General features: G+C 61.5%; 15 protein-coding genes. 11 read left to right on the forward strand and 4 right to left on the reverse strand.

All coding sequences use genetic code 11. From position 1 onward, the window contains the following. Nucleotides 1-70 precede the first annotated feature (70 nt). The gene (locus O4H62_RS00870) at nucleotides 71-1,036 is read left to right on the forward strand and encodes an AEC family transporter (protein ID WP_269385216.1); all 966 of its coding nucleotides are present in this window, start codon (nucleotides 71-73) and stop codon (nucleotides 1,034-1,036) included. A gap of 94 nt (nucleotides 1,037-1,130) precedes the next feature. Here the strand turns inward: O4H62_RS00870 and O4H62_RS00875 are convergent, their stop codons facing one another. Further along, nucleotides 1,131-2,312, reverse strand: a complete 1,182-nt coding sequence (locus O4H62_RS00875) for a UbiH/UbiF family hydroxylase (RefSeq protein ID WP_269385218.1) — start codon at nucleotides 2,310-2,312, stop codon at nucleotides 1,131-1,133. A 47-nt stretch (nucleotides 2,313-2,359) separates the two neighbouring features. Here O4H62_RS00875 and O4H62_RS00880 point away from each other — a divergent pair, with 47 nt between their 5' ends. The 8 genes from O4H62_RS00880 to O4H62_RS00915 all read left to right on the forward strand — a co-directional run bounded on the left by O4H62_RS00880 (nucleotide 2,360) and on the right by O4H62_RS00915 (nucleotide 10,882). Continuing rightward, nucleotides 2,360-3,409 (forward strand): DUF2182 domain-containing protein, encoded by a 1,050-nt coding sequence (locus O4H62_RS00880; RefSeq protein ID WP_269385220.1) that lies wholly within the window; start codon nucleotides 2,360-2,362, stop codon nucleotides 3,407-3,409. Nucleotides 3,410-3,439: 30 nt separating this feature from the next. Then, the gene (locus tag O4H62_RS00885) at nucleotides 3,440-4,057 is read left to right on the forward strand and encodes a DUF1326 domain-containing protein (protein WP_269385222.1); all 618 of its coding nucleotides are present in this window, start codon (nucleotides 3,440-3,442) and stop codon (nucleotides 4,055-4,057) included. 25 nt (nucleotides 4,058-4,082) lie between these two features. After that, a complete protein-coding gene (gene pcsA, locus O4H62_RS00890) occupies nucleotides 4,083-4,811 on the forward strand; it encodes a phosphatidylcholine synthase (RefSeq protein ID WP_269385224.1) in 729 nt (242 codons plus the stop codon). A gap of 62 nt (nucleotides 4,812-4,873) precedes the next feature. Beyond that, nucleotides 4,874-5,848 (forward strand): quinone oxidoreductase family protein, encoded by a 975-nt coding sequence (locus O4H62_RS00895; RefSeq protein WP_269385225.1) that lies wholly within the window; start codon nucleotides 4,874-4,876, stop codon nucleotides 5,846-5,848. Nucleotides 5,849-6,100: 252 nt separating this feature from the next. Next, nucleotides 6,101-7,729 carry an ABC transporter ATP-binding protein gene (locus O4H62_RS00900; protein ID WP_430538356.1) on the forward strand — a complete coding sequence of 543 codons (1,629 nt, stop codon included), beginning with the start codon at nucleotides 6,101-6,103 and terminating at the stop codon, nucleotides 7,727-7,729. After that, entirely contained in the window at nucleotides 7,719-8,813 is a 1,095-nt protein-coding gene (locus O4H62_RS00905; protein WP_269385229.1) for an ABC transporter permease, read from the forward strand. Before O4H62_RS00900 ends, O4H62_RS00905 begins: the two co-directional genes overlap by 11 nt. Continuing rightward, a complete protein-coding gene (locus O4H62_RS00910) occupies nucleotides 8,813-9,733 on the forward strand; it encodes an ABC transporter permease (RefSeq protein ID WP_269385231.1) in 921 nt (306 codons plus the stop codon). The genes O4H62_RS00905 and O4H62_RS00910 overlap by 1 nt, the downstream gene beginning before the upstream one ends. A 78-nt stretch (nucleotides 9,734-9,811) precedes the next feature. Then, entirely contained in the window at nucleotides 9,812-10,882 is a 1,071-nt protein-coding gene (locus O4H62_RS00915; RefSeq protein WP_269385233.1) for a BMP family ABC transporter substrate-binding protein, read from the forward strand. Nucleotides 10,883-10,968: 86 nt separating this feature from the next. Here the strand turns inward: O4H62_RS00915 and O4H62_RS00920 are convergent, their stop codons facing one another. Continuing rightward, on the reverse strand, nucleotides 10,969-12,087 hold the full coding sequence (locus O4H62_RS00920) for an acyltransferase family protein (protein WP_269385235.1): 1,119 nt from the start codon (nucleotides 12,085-12,087) through the stop codon (nucleotides 10,969-10,971). Between the two features lie 99 nt (nucleotides 12,088-12,186). Then, the gene (locus tag O4H62_RS00925) at nucleotides 12,187-13,581 is read right to left on the reverse strand and encodes an aspartate aminotransferase family protein (protein WP_269385237.1); all 1,395 of its coding nucleotides are present in this window, start codon (nucleotides 13,579-13,581) and stop codon (nucleotides 12,187-12,189) included. A 147-nt stretch (nucleotides 13,582-13,728) separates the two neighbouring features. Between O4H62_RS00925 and O4H62_RS00930 the strand changes: the two genes are divergently transcribed. Together O4H62_RS00930 and hemA are read left to right on the forward strand one after the other, a co-directional pair. Continuing rightward, nucleotides 13,729-15,105 (forward strand): glutamine synthetase family protein, encoded by a 1,377-nt coding sequence (locus tag O4H62_RS00930; protein WP_269385239.1) that lies wholly within the window; start codon nucleotides 13,729-13,731, stop codon nucleotides 15,103-15,105. A gap of 198 nt (nucleotides 15,106-15,303) precedes the next feature. Then, on the forward strand, nucleotides 15,304-16,521 hold the full coding sequence (gene hemA, locus O4H62_RS00935) for a 5-aminolevulinate synthase (protein WP_269385241.1): 1,218 nt from the start codon (nucleotides 15,304-15,306) through the stop codon (nucleotides 16,519-16,521). A 139-nt stretch (nucleotides 16,522-16,660) separates the two neighbouring features. Here hemA and O4H62_RS00940 read toward each other — a convergent pair whose 3' ends face one another. Then, a complete protein-coding gene (locus tag O4H62_RS00940) occupies nucleotides 16,661-17,020 on the reverse strand; it encodes an ArsR/SmtB family transcription factor (protein ID WP_269385243.1) in 360 nt (119 codons plus the stop codon). Nucleotides 17,021-17,206 lie beyond the last annotated feature (186 nt).

Here is a 17,206-nt window from a genome sequence, read left to right on the forward strand (position 1 = left end):
GATAAGCGTCGGGAACCTACCCCCTGCAAAGGCTGCAACATTGTATTAACAGCTCTCGCAGGGATCAAGCATGGCTGAAATCACTGGTCTGGTGCTGCCGTTTTTCGGCCTGATCCTGCTTGGTTACGTCGCCGCCCGGATCACCAAGCAGCCGCACGAGGCGATGGGCTGGCTCAACACCTTCATCATCTATGTTTCGCTGCCCGCGCTGTTTTTCAAGCTGTTGTCGCGCACGCCGATCGAGCAGCTGGCGCGCTGGGACTACGTGCTGACCAGCATGGTGGTGACCTATACGGTGTTTGCGCTGGTGTTTGCGGCAGGCATCCTGATCCGCCGCGTGCCGATCGGCGAAGCCACGGTTCAGGGGCTTGCGGGTGCCTACGGCAATATCGGCTACATGGGCCCGGGCATTGCCATCCTCGCATTCGGGGAACCGGCCGCCGTGCCGGTGGCGCTGATCTTCTGCTTCGAGAACATCATGCATTTCACCATCGCACCGATGATGATGGCGCTTGCCGGCGGCGATCACCGCAGCGCCGGCGCGCTGGCACTGGGGGTGACGCGCAAGATCGCCTTCCACCCCTTCATCCTCGCCACCATGGTGGGGGTAGCCGCTGCCTGGATCGAATTCGTACCGCCGCTGCCGGTCGGACGCCTGATCGATTATCTAGCCCAGGCGGCCGCGCCCTGCGCCCTGTTTGCCATGGGCGTGACCCTGGCGCTCCGGCCGCTCAAGCGGGTGCCGGTCGAACTGGGCTATATCGTGCCGATGAAACTGATCGCGCATCCGGTGATGATGTATCTCGGACTGAGCGCGATGGGCGATTTTGATCCGGTATGGGTCTATACGGCGGTTCTGCTCGCCTCGCTGCCGACGGCCACCAATGTGTTCGTGATTGCGCAGCAGTACTCAACCTGGGTGGAGAGGGCCTCGGCCACCGTTCTCGTCACCACCGTGAGCAGCGTGCTGAGCGTGTCGGCGCTGCTCTGGCTGATCACCAGCGGAACCCTGCCGCCAGATCTGTTTCCGGGATGAATTTGGTTCAAGCCGCCCAAATTTCGACTCAGCTAAACTAGATGCATACAATGTTGCATTTCAAAGCGTTGCGGAATTTCCTCAATGTTTCGCGTCAGGCGCGCGGTGCGGATGAGCCGGCGGTGCCGTTCCTGCGCCAGCCCGGTGTCATGCCTTCGCGCATGGCGAGAAGCCTCAGTGGCGGAATTGCCGACAATGCGGCCAGTCCGCCGGCACGCAGAGCCTGCACCGGCAGGAACGAGCTCAGCAGGGCCCGGTTGAGCAGATCGACGCCGGCGGTCCGGCTGGTCACATCGGCGCGACGCTTGCGATTGAAGCTGGCAACGGCCTGGGGCGCGTGTTCGGGTCCCCCTGCATCGACGATAGACTGAATCGCCTGCATGATGTCGCGCAGGCCAAGATTGAGACCCTGTGCGCCGATTGGCGGGAAGGCGTGCCCGGTTTCACCCACCAGCATCGTCCGTCCCTTGCCGAAGCTCTCGGCGATCAGGCTCGACAACGGCCAAGCCTGAACGTCGCCTTCGACCTCGACGGCGCCGAGGATGGAGCGCATCCGCGATTCCACCTCCGCGTTGAGCGCGTCGCGGGGCAGGGCGCGGATGGCGTCGACGTCCTCGGGCCTGACGGCCCAGACCAGACTGGAGCGGTTGCCGGGCAGCGGCACCTGGGTGAACGGGCCCCGCTCGGTATGGAACTCCGTCGATGTATCTGCATGTCCGATGCGATGGGAAAAATTCATCACAAGCGCCGTTTGCGGATAGGACCAGGTCCTGACCTTGATGCCGACCGCCTCGCGCAGTTTCGAGCCGCGGCCGTCCGCGGCCAGAGCAGCAAGCGCCGTTACCTTCGTGCCATCCTCGAGGATCAGCGTGACGTCGTCTCCGGACTGCTCCGCCTCCACCATCGGGCTTTCGAAACGGTCGATCAGTTCCGATTGGCGCGTTGCGGCATGGAGCACATCGAACAAGGGCTGGTTGGGGATGTTGTAGCCAAAGGCATCGAGATCGATCTCGCTCGAGCGGAAGGAGACCGGGGGCGCGCGGAACAGCCGGCTGGTGCCATCGAGAATGCGCATGGTGCGCAAGGGCGCGGACACCGGCCTGACCTCTTCCCAGAGGCCGAGACGGGCCAGGAAATCGATCGATTCGGACAGGAGCGCGGTGGTCCGCCCGTCCTGGCGCGGCGGTGGCGGCGCAATGAAGGCGACGCGCCAGCCCTCCGCTGCTGCGGCAAGGGCTGCGACAGATCCGGCAAGGCCACCGCCAATGACCGCCACGTTATGAGGTCCAGACACTCCGTTGCCCGTCTGCAATTTCTTGGCCTTTGCCAAAACGTCGCCCTTTGCCAAAACTTCACCCGTTCAGTGCGTTGCCGATTGCCTTGTTGCCCGTCCATCCTTTACATCGCCAGACGAACGAACTCCATGGGATCATTTGGCGCATGTTCACGCCCCGTGCAAACACAGATCCGCTTGAAGGCCGGTTCGATCAACTGGACCGGTCGGGGCGTACGATCGCCGGGTTGGCGCGCCGCCCGGTGTGGCCGGTGATGGCGATGGTGCTGCTGACCGCCGGACTTGCCTGGTGGTTCCTGCTGTCGATGGCCGGGGCGGTTATCGAACTCGAGGGATCAGCACGCCCTCTTGGACCTGGCATGTCGTTGATTTCCGGCTTTCTTGCGGTAGAGCCCGGATCCTGGGCCGCGATCATCGCCGATCTCTGCCTTTCGGGCGACGCAGGAATCGTGCTCACCACAGGAGCGTATGCCTCGGTGGCGCTGGCGCTCTTCGTCATGTGGCTTGCGATGTCGGTAGCTATGATGCTACCCACGGCCGCGCCGATGATCCGCACCTATTCCGAGATTGCCAACACGGCTGCCGAGCGCGGTGAGCCGGTGGTTCATCCCGCGGTTTTGGCTGCCGGCTATCTTTTGGTCTGGGCCCTGGCGGCTATCTGCTTCACGGTTGTCCAACTGGGTATCGCCGGGATCTCCGGCACATCGGCGACCAGCCCGGTGAAGGGCGTGATTGCCGGCGTCATTCTGCTGTGCGCGGGGCTTTACCAGTTCACGGCCTTGAAGGAGGCGTGCCTGACCAAGTGCCGCAACCCGTTCACAACCCTGTTTGCCCGCTGGAAGACAAGCGCCGGCGGGGTGTTCCGGCTGGGGATGGAACAAGGGCTGTGGTGCCTGGGCTGCTGCTGGGCGTTGATGCTGATCATGCTTGCCGTGGGCAGCATGAATGTGGTCTGGATGGCGGCGCTCACCCTGTTTACATTTCTGGAGAAAACCGGAGCAGGACGGGTGACAACGCAAGCCGGCGGCGCGATAGTGGGCCTATGGGGGGCTGCCCTGATTTGGGCCGCCTTGATATGACAATCAAGAGACTTTTGGGAGCTGACCGGGATGGCTGATGTTGAGTGGGCGTTGAAAGGAGAGCTGGTGCTTTCCTGCAATTGCACGGTTTTCTGCCCCTGCGTGATTTCTCTCGGCCAGCACCCGCCCACGGAAGGCTACTGCCAGACCTGGGCCGGGTTCCGCATCGACAACGGCTATTACGGTGACACGGATCTCTCGGGGCTCAATCTCGGCCTGATCATGGAGATTCCCGGCTACATGAGCCGCGGCAACTGGACCGCCGGCCTGTTTGTCGACAAGCGCGCCTCGATCTACGCCACCAAGGCCTTCACCAAGATCTTTACCGGCAAGGCCGGCGGCACGACGTCATTGCTGTCCATTCTGGTCGGAAACTTTCTCGGTGTTCAGCAGGAGCCGATCAGCTACGAGGTCGAGGACAAGCGACGCATCTTCAATATTCCAAAGATCATCGATGGCGTGGTTGCACCGATTCCGGGCAAGACCCATGGTGAAGACACCGTGATCTCCAACTCGGAATACTGGATCGCACCGGAAATCATCGTGGCGAAATCCGAAAAGTCAAAGTTGCGCGCCTTTGGCCGCAACTGGAATTTTGCTGGCCGTTCGGCGGAGATCTGCGCCCTCGATTGGAGCGGCCCGAACTGAGATTGCGCTTGGAGGCGCAGGCGGCATGAAGCTTCCGTTTAAATACCGCCGCGTTCCCTACGCGGAGATCAGGGCGTTTTCGGTCCATATCCTGACCGCCAGCGGCTCGTTCATGGCGTTTCTGGCGCTCGTGGCTGCAGCAGAGGACCGCTTTGTCGATCTCTGGTGGTGGCTTGCCGTCGCCATGCTGATCGACGGCATCGATGGCCCGATCGCGCGCAAACTCAACGTCAAGGAAGTGCTGCCGAACTGGTCCGGCGTCATGCTCGACAACGTGATCGATTATGTCACCTATGTGCTGATTCCAGCCTTCGCGCTGTACCAGAGCGGGATGATTGGCGAACCCCTGTCGTTTGTGGCCGCCGGCCTGATTGTGGTCTCGAGCGCGATCTACTACGCGGACATGGGGATGAAGACGGACGAGAATTTCTTCTCCGGCTTTCCGGTGGTCTGGAACATGCTGGTGTTCACGCTGTTTGTGACCCACCCTTCGGAGATCGTTGCATTCGTCATCGTGCTGGCAGCGGTCTTCATGACATTCCTGCCAATCAATTTCCTGCACCCGGTTCGCGTGGTGCGGCTCAGGCCTGTCAATCTCACCATGTTCGTAATCTGGTCCGTGCTGTCGGGATATGCGCTGCTGCTGCATTTCGAAAGCCCGGACTGGCTGATGTGGGCGGTGATGCTGACCGGCGGATATCTGTTTGTCATCGGCGGTATCATGCAGATGTTTCCGGCGCTTGGGCGCCGGTAGAGCGTATCAACCGTTAGACTTGTAGCCGGCTCATTGCCGAAGACTTTTTGGAGAAGACCGACATGAAGGCAATTCTCGTTTCACAACACGGCGGCCCGGAAGTGCTGGAGTGGCGCGATCACGAAGCCGGCAATCCCGGGCCGGGGGAAGTGCGGATCCGTCAGGAAGCTGTCGGTCTCAATTTCATCGATGTCTATTTCCGCACCGGCCTCTACCCGGCGCCCAAGGGCCTGCCGCTGATTCCGGGTAACGAAGGCGCGGGCATCGTCACCGCGCTGGGCGAGGGCGTGAGCCAGTTCAACATCGGCGACCGCGTCGCCTATGTCGGTCCGCTCGGCGCCTATGCCGAAGAACGGCTGGTTCCGGCTGCGGTGCTGGTCAAGGTGCCAGACAGCGTCGGGCTGGATGTTGCCGCTGGCATGATGCTCAAGGGCATGACTGCGGAATACCTGCTCTGCCGCACCTTTGAGGTGAAAGCCGGCGACACCATCCTGTTTCATGCCGCCGCCGGCGGTGTCGGTCTGATCGCCGGGCAATGGGCGAAGTCCATTGGCGCCACCGTCATCGGCACGGTTGGCTCCGAGGAAAAGGCGGAACTGGCCCGCAAGCATGGCTATGACCATGTTATCAACTACCGCAGTGAGGATTTCGTCGCTCGCGTCAAGGATCTGACCGGCGGTCGTGGCGTCGACGTGGTCTATGATTCGGTCGGCAAGGACACTTATCCCGGCTCGCTCGACTGCCTGCGGCCGCGCGGATTGTGGGCCGCTTTCGGCCAATCGTCGGGTGCGATCGAGAATTTCAATCTCGGTCTGCTGGCGCAGAAGGGATCGCTCTACGCCACGCGGCCATCGATCTTTGTCTACAACGCCGCCCGGGCGGATCTCGAGAAATCCGCGGCGGCGCTGTTTGACAAGGTGGCGCGCGGCGATGTGCGCATCGATATCAATCAGCGTTATCCGCTTTCGGAAGCCGCGCGCGCGCACGCCGATCTTGAAGGGCGCAAGACAACCGGAACGACCGTCATGCTGCCCTGACCGACCGGAAAATCCGCCGGCGGGATCTGAAACACTGTTAGGATAAACTTGAGAAACGCCGGCAGTAAATGCAAATTGCGAAGGATCAAAAGTGCGGCGATTTGAAAATGCTTGTTGTTTTCAACGCGAACCTCTTGTGCGACGCACACTAATTGCGTTTGATGATCACCGGACGCAAAGACCTTGTTGGATTTCTGTCCCTTGAATTTTGTGGCCACATGATGAAGCGTGTTTCTTGTGCTTCCGGAATTAATGCCTCGAAAGAAGGCAGATCCGGAATCGCGGATTTCAGGGGGTGACGTGCAAAACCAGCGAACCGAAACACCGCTTTTGGAAACAAGAGGGCTGACGAAGATATTCGGGAGCCTGAGGGCCTGCGACGGTATCGATCTTGCGATCGCACCGGGGGAGATACACGCGTTGCTGGGTGAAAATGGCGCCGGCAAATCGACCCTGGTCAAGATGCTGTTTGGCGTGCTGGATCCGAGCGCAGGTGAAATCCTGTGGAAAGGCAAGCCGGTCAGGATCGGCAGCCCCGGAGAGGCGCGCGCCACCGGCGTGGGCATGGTTTTCCAGCATTTCTCGTTGTTCGAGGCACTGACCGTTGCCGAGAACATCGCTCTGGCGCTCGACGGAAAGGTCGCGATCGACCGGATCTCGGAAGAAGCCCGGCGGTTATCTCTCGAATACGGCCTGCCGCTCGATCCTTCCGCCCACGTTGCGGATCTTTCAGTGGGCGAGCGGCAGCGCATCGAGATTGTCCGTTCTCTGCTGCAGAACCCTGAACTGATCATCCTCGACGAGCCGACTTCGGTTCTGACGCCGCAGGAAGCCGACAAGCTGTTCGAGACGCTCGCCAAGCTGAAGGCGGAAGGGCGGTCGGTTCTCTATATTTCCCACCGTCTCGAAGAGGTTCAGCGGATCTGCGACCGGGCTACGGTGTTGCGTCACGGCAAGGTGACCGGGGCATGCGATCCGCGGCAGGAAACACCGTCTTCGCTGGCGCGGATGATGGTTGGCGGCGAGGTGGCGGAAATCTCCGGCGCGGGCCTCGGCGAACCGGGCGAGGTTCTGGTCGAGGTTCGCAAGCTCTCGGCACCGGCTCGCACGCCTTTTGCGGTCGCACTGCGCGATGTCGACCTGACCGTCAGGGCCGGCGAAGTGATTGCAATCGCTGGCGTTGCCGGCAACGGCCAGAGCGAACTGTTCGATGTGCTCTCGGGCGAGGTGACTGTTTCGGACGCCGACTCGCTGCGTATCGCTGATGTTCCCGCAGGACGGCTTGGCATTACCGCGCGCCGGCTGATGGGGTGCAGTTTCGTTCCCGAAGAACGGCATGGCCACGCGGCGGTGCCGAACATGAATTTGAGCGGCAACCTGGTGCTTTCGCGCTATGCGTCTGACCGCGAGGCGTTTCTGACGGGCGGCTGGCTGGGCCTGATCAGCTCCGGCCCCGTGGCGGCCGCCACCAAGCGGATCTCGGCAGCGATGGATGTGCGCAAGTCGCTGGAGGATCCTCCCGCGGGCTCTCTTTCTGGCGGAAACCTGCAGAAATTCATCGTCGGCCGCGAACTCGACCGGCAGCCGCGCGTGCTGGTGGTCAACCAGCCGACCTGGGGCGTGGACGCAGGCGCCGCCAGCCGTATTCGCCAGGCGCTGGTGGATCTGGCCAAGAGCGGCTCGGCGGTGATCGTCATCAGCCAGGATCTCGACGAGGTCTTCGAGATCGCAAGCAGTATCTCGGTGATCAACGAGGGGCAGCTCTCCAAACCGGAACCGGCATCGGGCATGACACGCGAACGGATCGGCCTGCTGATGGGCGGCTTTCACGACGGGACCGGCCATGGCACAGAAACGGCGGAGGCGGCCCATGCGAATTGAACTGCAGAAACGTCCGACACCGTCCGCGCTCTACGCGGTGCTGTCGCCGTTCATCGCGCTTGGCCTGACGCTGATTGCCGGCGCGATCATGTTCACGATACTCGGCAAGAATCCCCTCGACGCGCTCTATAGTTTCTTCATCGAGCCGCTGACCGAGGTGTGGTCGATCCATGAGCTGACAGTGAAGGCCGCGCCGCTGATCCTGATCGCCGTCGGTCTTTCGGTCTGCTACCGCTCCAACAACTGGAATATCGGCGCCGAGGGCCAGTTCATCGTGGGCGGCATCCTGGGTTCGCTGGTGCCGATCCTGCTGCCCGGGTTCCAGAACTGGCTGACGCTGCCGCTGATGCTTGTGCTCGGCATGGCTGGCGGCGCTGCCTGGGGAGCGATCCCGGCCTTTCTCAAGACCCGCTTCAACACCAACGAGATCCTCGTGAGCCTGATGCTGGTCTATACAGCGCAGCTGTTTCTCGACTGGCTGGCCCGCGGCGTGTTGCGGGATCCCAACGGCAACAATTTCCCCGGTTCCATTCGTTTCCCGAGTGCCGCGCAGTTGCCCGAGATCATGCCGTCGCAGGGCAGCGCCCATTACGGCATATTGTTGGCCATCATTGCAGCGGTCATTATCTGGTTCATGCTGCGGTTCACGCTCAACGGCTTCCAGGTCAGGGTGCTGGGCGCTAATCCGCGGGCAGGGCGCTTTGCCGGCTTCTCGCAGACACGGATGACCTTCTTCGCCTTCCTGCTCTCGGGCGGGCTGGCTGGTCTTGCCGGCATCGCGGAAGTGTCGGGCGCGATCGGCCAGCTGCGCGAGACGATTTCGCCCGGTTACGGATTTACCGCCATCATCGTTGCCTTCCTGGGACGGCTTAGTCCGCTTGGGGCGATTGCCGCGGGCTTCATGCTGGCTCTGACATATCTCGGCGGCGAGGCGGCGCAGATGACGCTTGGCGTCTCCGACAAGGTCGGCCGGGTGTTCCAGGGATTGCTGCTGTTCTTCGTGCTCGGCTGCGACACGCTGATCAATTACCAGGTGCGGCTGGTGCTGCGCAAAGCGGCCCCGGCGGCCGGAGGCCAAGGCTGATGGACATTGCCCAGAATATTCTGCTGACGATCATGACGGCGGCGACGCCCCTGCTGATCGCCGCCATCGGCGAACTGGTGGTCGAACGCTCCGGCGTGCTCAACCTCGGTGTCGAGGGCATGATGGTGATCGGCGCGGTCTGCGGATTTGCAGCGACGATCCTCAGCGGCTCGCCCTGGATCGGCATGCTGGCGGCAATTGCCGCCGGCGCTGTCGCTTCGCTGCTGTTTGGCGTGCTGACCTTGTCTCTTGCCGCCAATCAGGTCGCCACCGGATTGTCGCTCACTTTGCTCGGCCTCGGTTTATCGGGGATGATCGGGGAGAGTTTCGTCGGCTCCGCCGGGATCAAGCTCGCAAGCCTCGACATTCCGGTGCTCAGCGACATTCCGTTGATCGGACGGCTGGTCTTCGGCCAAGACCCGATCTTCTACATCTCACTGATCCTTACCGGCGGTGTCGCCTGGTTCCTGTTTCGGACGCGTGCCGGGCTGACCTTGCGCGCGATCGGCGACAATCACGCCTCGGCCCATGCGCTGGGTATCAACGTGCTCAAGATCCGGTATCTGGCGGTGATGTTCGGCGGCGCCTGCGCCGGTCTCGCCGGTGCGCATCTGTCGCTGGTCTACACGCCGCAATGGGTCGAGAACATGACAGCCGGCCGCGGCTGGATCGCGCTGGCGCTGGTGGTGTTCGCATCGTGGCGGCCATGGCGCGTGCTCGGCGGCGCCTACCTGTTCGGCGCGGTATCGATCGGGCAGTTGCATGCCCAGGCGCTCGGCTTTGGGATTCCGTCGCAGTTTCTTTCGGCCTTGCCCTATGTGGCCACCATCGTGGTCCTGGTCATCATATCGCGCGACCGGCGCTTGACACTGATGAACACTCCGGCTTCGCTGGGACAACCCTTTGTGCCTGACCGGTAGGGCCCGGTCGCCAAGGCGCGAGACAACAAACCACATTCCATCCGGCGGAGCCGGAGGAGCAACAGAGAGGTGAACCAAATGAGAAAGATTGTTTTTGCGCTGGCGGCGACGCTTGCAGTGACCGCGGTCACGAGCGCACTGGCTGAAGACAAGTACAAGGCCTGCTTCATCTATGTCGGCTCGAAGACCGACGGCGGCTGGACCCAGGCGCATGAAGTCGGCCGCGAATATGCCCAGGAGAAGCTCGGCGACAAGGTCGAGACCGTGGCGCTCGAGAACGTGCCGGAAGGTCCGGACGCCGAACGCGCCATCGAGCGCTTCGCCCGTTCGGGCTGCGGCATCATCTTCACCACCTCGTTCGGCTTCATGGATCCGACGCTGGCCGTGGCCGCAAAGTTCCCGGACGTGAAGTTCGAGCATGCGACGGGCTACAAGACCGCCCCGAACGTGACCACCTACAACTCGCGCTTCTACGAAGGCCGCTACATCATCGGCCAGATCGCCGGCAAGATGTCCAAGACCGGCGTTGCCGGCTACATCGCCTCGTTCCCGATCCCGGAAGTGGTGATGGGCATCAACGGCTTCCTGCATGGCGCGCGTTCGGTGAATCCGGACTTCAAGCTCAAGGTCGTATGGGTCAACAGCTGGTTCGACGCCGGCAAGGAAGCCGATGCAGCCAAGGCGCTGATCGACCAGGGTGTCGACATCATCACCCAGCACACCGATTCCACCGGTCCGATGCAGGTTGCCGAAGAACGCGGCATCAAGGCCTTCGGCCAGGCATTCGACCAGATCAAGGCTGGCCCGACCGCACAGCTGACCGCCATCGAGGACACCTGGGGTCCCTATTACGAGAAGCAGATCAAGGCTGCGATGGACGGCACCTGGCAGGGCGGCCAGTCCTCCTGGGACGGGCTCAAGGACGGCATTCTGTCGATGGCGCCCTACACCAACATGCCTGACGACGTGAAGGCGATGGCGGAAGAGACCCAGGCCAAGATCGAATCGGGCGAACTGCATCCCTTCACCGGCCCGATCAACAAGCAGGACGGCAGCGTCTGGCTCAAGGAAGGCGAAGTCTCCGACGACGGCACGCTTCTGGGCATGAACTTCTACATCGAGGGCGTGGACGACAAGCTGCCGCAGTAAGCCGATCCCGGCTAACACGACACTCTCATGAGCGGGGGCGGCTACATAGGCCGCCCCTTCTTGTTAATCCCCGCGTCTTATCGCCCTTATTCGGCTGGCGCGGGGTATTGCCACGCGGTCCGGGGCAGGAACCGGCCGATCGGTGTGAACAGCGCGCGGATCAGGACGCGCCCGGCTGGTTCGAGATACTTGTAGATCGCCAAGCTGAAAGCGAGCGACAGGGCCAGTGCCAGCGCAAACGCAGCCCATTTGCCGATCATCGGTCCGGTTGCATTCATCAGGATATATCCGGCATTCTGATGGATGAGGTAGAACGGGTAGCTGATGCCGCCAAGCGCCAGCACCCACGGGCTGGCCTTAATATGGCGGCCAACGACAGCGGCCAGCACGAACGCGGCGATGATGCCCGCGTTGGCCAGGGCCACGACCGGACCGCTCGAGGCTTCCTCAAGGCGGGCAATGACATCGAGCCGCTGCACCTCGGCTGCGTGAAAGGTCATGATCGTCGCCAACGCGGCAAGCAGCAGCCGCAAGGTGCTGCCGCCGAGCGACGAAATCCGCCAGACCATGATGCCGAGCGCGAAATAGCTGCCATATTCGGTCAGGAACAGGAGCTCCACCGGGCGCGATCCCAGCATGGTGTTGTTGACCATGACAAGCATGATCCAGATTGCCACGGCGGCATCGGTGTGGCGGGGCAGAACGCCCGAGAACAGGCCGATCGCCACCCAGCCATAGAAGATGATCTCGATGACGATTGACCAGTAGGCTCCGTCCATGAAATCGGCACCGAACATCGGAGCGAGCATGGTGAGGTTTGCGAGCCATTGGAAAATATCGGTGGAATAGGGCGGCAGGCCCCACCAGGCCATCACCAGGAAGGTCAGGGTCATGGCCGCAAGATGCGCGGGATAGAGGCGCGCCAGGCGGTCGACGGAAAATCCATACCAGTCGCGCCCGGAGGCGGACCAGATGATGACAAAACCGGAAATCATGAAGAACAGGTTGACGCCCAGGTAGCCGAGCGAAACCGAAACACCCGCCGCGCCGAAGCCGAAATCGAGATAGCCGCCTTCCCGGGCGCCACGGTAGAGGAAATGATAGACGGCAACCGTCAGCGCCGCGGCAAAGCGCAGCAGATCCAGCAATCCGTTCCGCTGGGCGGCGGCCCCTCCGGGATGGACTGATGATGGATGAGCGCGCATTCTGATCTCCTGTTCAGGACCGGGATCATAGCGCATATGCAAACGCCGGGCTCGATAACCCGGCGTTAAGCTTAAGCGTAAAGGTTAAACTCCGCCGCTTCAGGCGCCGGCAAGACCCTGCTTGCGGACATCGTTCCACGCATCATCGAGTGTCTTCCTGGCCGAAGCTATCAGCACATCAACCTCTTCCTCGGTGATGCTCAGCGGTGGCGAAATGATCAGCGAGTCGCGCACCGCACGCATCACCAGTCCGTTGGCGAACGAATGATCGCGGGTGATGGTGCCGACCTTGCCGACATTGTCGAAGCGTTTCTTCAGGTCGTTTTCGTCGGGCACCAGTTCGAGCGCCCCGAACATGCCGACCATGCGGGCCTGACCAACCATCGGGTGGTCCTCCAATGCGGTCCAGCGCTGCTTGAAATAGGGCCCGATGTGGTCGCGGACACGTTCGACCAGGCCTTCGCGTTTGATTATATTGAGGTTGGCGATCGCCGCAGCACAGCAGGCCGGGTGGCCGGAATAGGTGTAGCCGTGGAAGAACTCGACGCCTTCCCTGTGCAGGACTTCGGCGATCTCGTCGGAGACCAGCACGCCGCCCATCGGCAGGTAGCCGGAGGTAAGCCCCTTGGCGATTGCCATCAGGTCGGGCTTCATGTCGTAATAGCCGGAGCCGAACCATTCGCCGGTGCGCCCGAAGCCGCAGATGACTTCGTCGGAGACGAACAGGATGTCCCGGCTTTCGAGGATGCGCTTCACCTCGGGCCAGTAGGTGGCGGGCGGGACAATGACGCCGCCTGCGCCCTGGATCGGCTCGGCGATGAAAGCTGCCACGTTCTCTTCGCCGATTTCTTCAATGGCGCGCTCGAGTTCGCGTGCCGCCCAAAGCCCGAACTCGTCCTCGCTCATGCCGGTCATCATGCCTTCGCCAAACCAGTAAGGCTGGTCGATGTGGTGGATGTCGGGAATCGGCAGGCCGCCCTGGCTGTGCATGGCGCTCATGCCGCCAAGCGAGGCGCCGGCCATGGTCGAGCCGTGATAGGCGTTCTTGCGGCTGATTACCACTTTCTTGCTCGGCTGTCCCTTCAGCGCCCAGTAGGTGCGCACCAGGCGCAGCACCGTGTCGTTGGCCTCCGAGCCGGAACCGGCATAGAAGACCATGTTGATGTGTTCCGGCGCGAGATCGGCCAGCATCTGCGACAATTCGATCACCGGCGGGTGCGTGGTCTTGAAGAAGGTGTTGTAATAGGACAGTTCGCTCATCTGGGCGCGAACCGCCTCGACGATCTCCTGGCGGCCGTGACCGACATTGACGCACCACAGTCCTGCCATGCCGTCCATGATGCGGTTGCCGTCGGTATCCCACAGCCAGACGCCATCCGCGCGGGAAATGACCCGCCGTTCGTCCACGCCAAGCGCGCCCTGCTCAGTGAAGGGATGAAGATGGTGCTTGTGATCGGAAACCTTGAGATCATGGGAAGACACATTGACGCGCATTGTTTTATTCCTGATTGTTTTCAGAGAGGCCGCGATGAAATCGGTTTGACCTTTATTTGAGTGTGTGCACAAAACTCCGGTGCGGACAAGCGCCGCAATAACCGCTTTGTGCGGGAACAGAAAGTCCTGAAGGGGCAAGGTGACATTATGCGCGAGAGCGCCAGCACGGGAAAACAAGACGCAAGTCTTCCGACAAACGAGGAAGCCGAACGGTTCCTGGCCGACAATCCCGACATCGAATCGGTCGATTTCCTGATCCCGGACATCAATGGCGTGATGCGCGGCAAGTGGGGCCCCACCGAGGCGCTGGCCAAGGCCTGTTATCCCGGCATCAACATGCCGCTGTCGATTTTCGGTCTCGACATCTGGGGCAGGGAGGTCGAATCAACCGGCATCCACATCGAGACCGGAGATATCGACGGCTACTGCCGGGCTATTCCGGGCCGGATCAACCGTGCACCGTGGGCGCCGCGGCCATCGGCGCAGGTGCTGATGTCGATGTACACCGAGGCGGGCGAGCCTTGCGAGTACGATCCGCGAAATGTACTGCAGCGCATCGTCGACCGGTTCACGGCCAAAGGCCTCCGGCCGGTCACTGCATTCGAACTCGAATTCTATCTGGTCGATCCGGCGGTGTTCCAGCGCTCCGGCCGAATGGGCAAGGACCATGGCCCTGGCCCCGATCAGCAGCAGATGTACTCGCTGTCCGAATTGCGCGGCCAGAGCGATCTCTTCGCCGAGATCCGCGCTGCCGCCGTTGCCCAGGGCCTGCCGATCGACACCATCATCAAGGAAGCCGCTCCGGGCCAGTTCGAGGTCAATCTCAAGCACCGCGCCGACGCCATGGCCGCTGCCGACGACACCGTGCTCTTGCGCCGCTTGATCACCGAATCGGCTCACAAGCACGGGCTTCGCGCCACCTTCATGGCCAAGCCGTTCCTCGAGTGGCCGGGCAACGGCATGCATGTGCATGCCAGCATTCTTGACCAGGATGGCAACAACATCTTTGCCGGCGAGGCGGGCGATCTGAAGCTTCAGCACGCTGCGGCGGGTCTGCTGGGAACGCTCAAGGACACCTTGCTGCTCTATATTCCCGGCTTCAACGGCTATCGCCGGCTGCAACCGGGATCCTACGCACCGACACGGATTGCCTGGGGCCGCAACAACCGGTCCGTGGTCGTGCGCGTGCCCGCATCCGACGACAAGGCGCGGCGGCTCGAACACCGCATGTCCGGCGCAGACGCCAATCCCTACTTCGTTCTGGCAGGGGTTCTGGGCGGGATGCTGGAAGGGATCGAGAACGCCAAACTGCCGCCGCCGCCGGTGGAGGGCAATGCCTACAATGTGCCCCTACCGCAATTGTCCGACGACATGGATGATGCGATCGAGGATTTCGAACGGTCCGACTTCATCCGCCGGCTGTTCGGCCCGGAACTGCGCAAGATCTTTGCAGAGATCAAGCGCGAGGAACTCAAGGCGTTCGACAACGAGATCACGCCGCTGGAGCGATCGACCTATCTGTAGGGCAAACGGATGTTGCTTCGGGCTGTTAATCGTTCATTCAGTATACAGGCGTGTGATATGCGCGAGACGATTTGACATAGGACAAGGCAAGGCCGGTGCAGCCCGTGCGACTATTTGACTGTCTTCGAAAATCTGCTTTTCGGGTTGACGAAGTCGGCGATGTTTCGCATGTTGGAAGTGACACATAGGAATAATACCATGGATTTTGAAGCGTTCTTCGAGGAAAAGCTTGGTGGCCTGCACAAAGCTGGCAATTACCGGGTGTTTGCCGATATCGAGCGTCAGGCCGGTGGCTTTCCGCGGGCAACCCGCTATCGCGCGGACGGTTCCACGCAGGACGTAACTGTCTGGTGTTCCAATGACTATCTGGGCATGGGACAGAATCCGCTGGTCACAAACGCCATGAAGGAAGCCATCGACCGCTGTGGAGCGGGCGCCGGCGGGACGCGCAACATCTCGGGCACGAATCACTACCATGTGCTGCTCGAAGAGGAGCTGGCCGATCTGCACGGCAAGGAAGACGCGCTGATCTTCACCTCGGGTTACGTTTCCAACTGGGCAGCACTCGGAACCCTTGCCGGCAAGATTCCCGGCCTGATCGTCTATTCCGATGCGCTCAACCACGCCTCGATGATCGAAGGCATTCGTCATTCGCGCTGCGAGAAGCGCGTGTTCAAGCACAATGATCCGGAAGACCTGCGCCGCTTGATGGCGCTGGACGATCCGTCCGCGCCGAAGATGGTTGCGTTTGAGAGTGTCTACTCGATGGACGGCGATGTCGCCCCGATCGCGGCATTGTGCGACGTGGCCGACGAATTCGGCGCCATGACCTATCTTGATGAAGTTCACGCCGTTGGCATGTACGGGCCTCGCGGCGGCGGCATTGCCGAGCGCGAGGGCATCATGCATCGCCTGACCGTGATCGAAGGCACGCTTGGCAAGGCCTTTGGCGTGATGGGTGGCTACATCACCGGATCGCGCGCGCTGTGCGATTTCGTGCGCAGCTTCGCATCGGGCTTCATCTTCACCACCGCTCTGCCGCCGGCGCTTGCCGCCGGCGCCGCAGCGTCGATCCGTCACCTCAAGGCGAGCCAGCTTGAGCGGCGGCGTCATCAGGACGCGGTTGCCAAGGTTCGCCGTGCGCTCGATGCACATGGCATCCCGCACATGAACAACCCGAGCCACATCGTTCCGGTGATGGTTGGGAACGCGTCGAAGTGCAAATGGATTTCCGATGTGCTGATGGACAGCCACGGCATCTATGTGCAGCCGATCAACTATCCGACGGTGCCGGTCAAGACCGAGCGGCTGCGGATCACGCCGACGCCGATGCACAGCGATGCGGACATCAAGCATCTGGCCGGGGCATTGAGCGAACTGTGGTCGCAGTGCGCGCTGGCACGGGCGGTTGCTTAAGCTCTCGGCATGACAGCCGGCTTATGCCGGTCAGTTCAAAAGAACCAACAGAAAACAGCCTGATCATTCATCATGATCAGGCTGGTTTCGTTTGGACGGTAGGTGTTCATGCGCCGCTGCGCATTGTCGGCACAGGTGTTCAGCCGGCCTGATCTGCCCCGTCACGCACCGGCGCGCAAAACAGCGAATAGAGCGTCCCGATCACGGACGATACTTCGTGATTGAGAATCGAATAGTAGATCATCCGGCCTTCGCGTCTGGTGTCGACGAGACCGTCGAGACGCAGCCGTGCCAGCTGCTGCGAAACCGCAGCCTGCGGCATGTCCAGAATCTCTTCAAGCTCCGAAACCGATTTCTCGCCTTCGGACAGGATGCAAAGTATCATCAACCGCGTTTCGTGGCTGAGCGACTTCAACAGATCACTGGCCTTGCGGGCCTGGACAAGCAGGAGGTTCATTTCCTCCTGGTTCATATCGGTCTTAATTTGCGGCAATGTCATATGTGTGCGAGCTCGATGAATGACAATCATTATATAGTGCATATGCCATCTGGAAAAGGGCGATACCAGCGGGCAGCCGGATTTGTCTCGCCGGCAGGACGTTGGCCTCGCGCTACAGGTCCAATTTCCAGGGTGCATTTTCTTACTAGCTTAAGTAGCAGGTGCATTGCAACAATCCCGGTTCAT

The sequence above is a fragment of the Parahoeflea alexandrii genome (assembly GCF_027214025.1).
GTDB classification, from domain to species: Bacteria; Pseudomonadota; Alphaproteobacteria; order Rhizobiales; family Rhizobiaceae; genus Hoeflea; species Hoeflea alexandrii_A.

Excerpts from the sequence above, each read along its gene's own strand:
- O4H62_RS00870 (WP_269385216.1), top strand. The coding sequence starts at position 71 with ATGGCTGAAATCACTGGTCTGGTGCTGCCGTTTTTCGGCCTGATCCTG.
- O4H62_RS00885 (WP_269385222.1), top strand. The coding sequence starts at position 3,440 with ATGGCTGATGTTGAGTGGGCGTTGAAAGGAGAGCTGGTGCTTTCCTGC.
- pcsA (WP_269385224.1), top strand. The coding sequence starts at position 4,083 with ATGAAGCTTCCGTTTAAATACCGCCGCGTTCCCTACGCGGAGATCAGG.
- O4H62_RS00895 (WP_269385225.1), top strand. The coding sequence starts at position 4,874 with ATGAAGGCAATTCTCGTTTCACAACACGGCGGCCCGGAAGTGCTGGAG.
- O4H62_RS00900 (WP_430538356.1), top strand. The coding sequence starts at position 6,101 with ATGCCTCGAAAGAAGGCAGATCCGGAATCGCGGATTTCAGGGGGTGAC.
- O4H62_RS00905 (WP_269385229.1), top strand. The coding sequence starts at position 7,719 with ATGCGAATTGAACTGCAGAAACGTCCGACACCGTCCGCGCTCTACGCG.
- O4H62_RS00910 (WP_269385231.1), top strand. The coding sequence starts at position 8,813 with ATGGACATTGCCCAGAATATTCTGCTGACGATCATGACGGCGGCGACG.
- O4H62_RS00915 (WP_269385233.1), top strand. The coding sequence starts at position 9,812 with ATGAGAAAGATTGTTTTTGCGCTGGCGGCGACGCTTGCAGTGACCGCG.
- O4H62_RS00920 (WP_269385235.1), bottom strand. The coding sequence starts at position 12,087 with ATGCGCGCTCATCCATCATCAGTCCATCCCGGAGGGGCCGCCGCCCAG.
- O4H62_RS00925 (WP_269385237.1), bottom strand. The coding sequence starts at position 13,581 with ATGCGCGTCAATGTGTCTTCCCATGATCTCAAGGTTTCCGATCACAAG.
- O4H62_RS00930 (WP_269385239.1), top strand. The coding sequence starts at position 13,729 with ATGCGCGAGAGCGCCAGCACGGGAAAACAAGACGCAAGTCTTCCGACA.
- hemA (WP_269385241.1), top strand. The coding sequence starts at position 15,304 with ATGGATTTTGAAGCGTTCTTCGAGGAAAAGCTTGGTGGCCTGCACAAA.
- O4H62_RS00940 (WP_269385243.1), bottom strand. The coding sequence starts at position 17,020 with ATGACATTGCCGCAAATTAAGACCGATATGAACCAGGAGGAAATGAAC.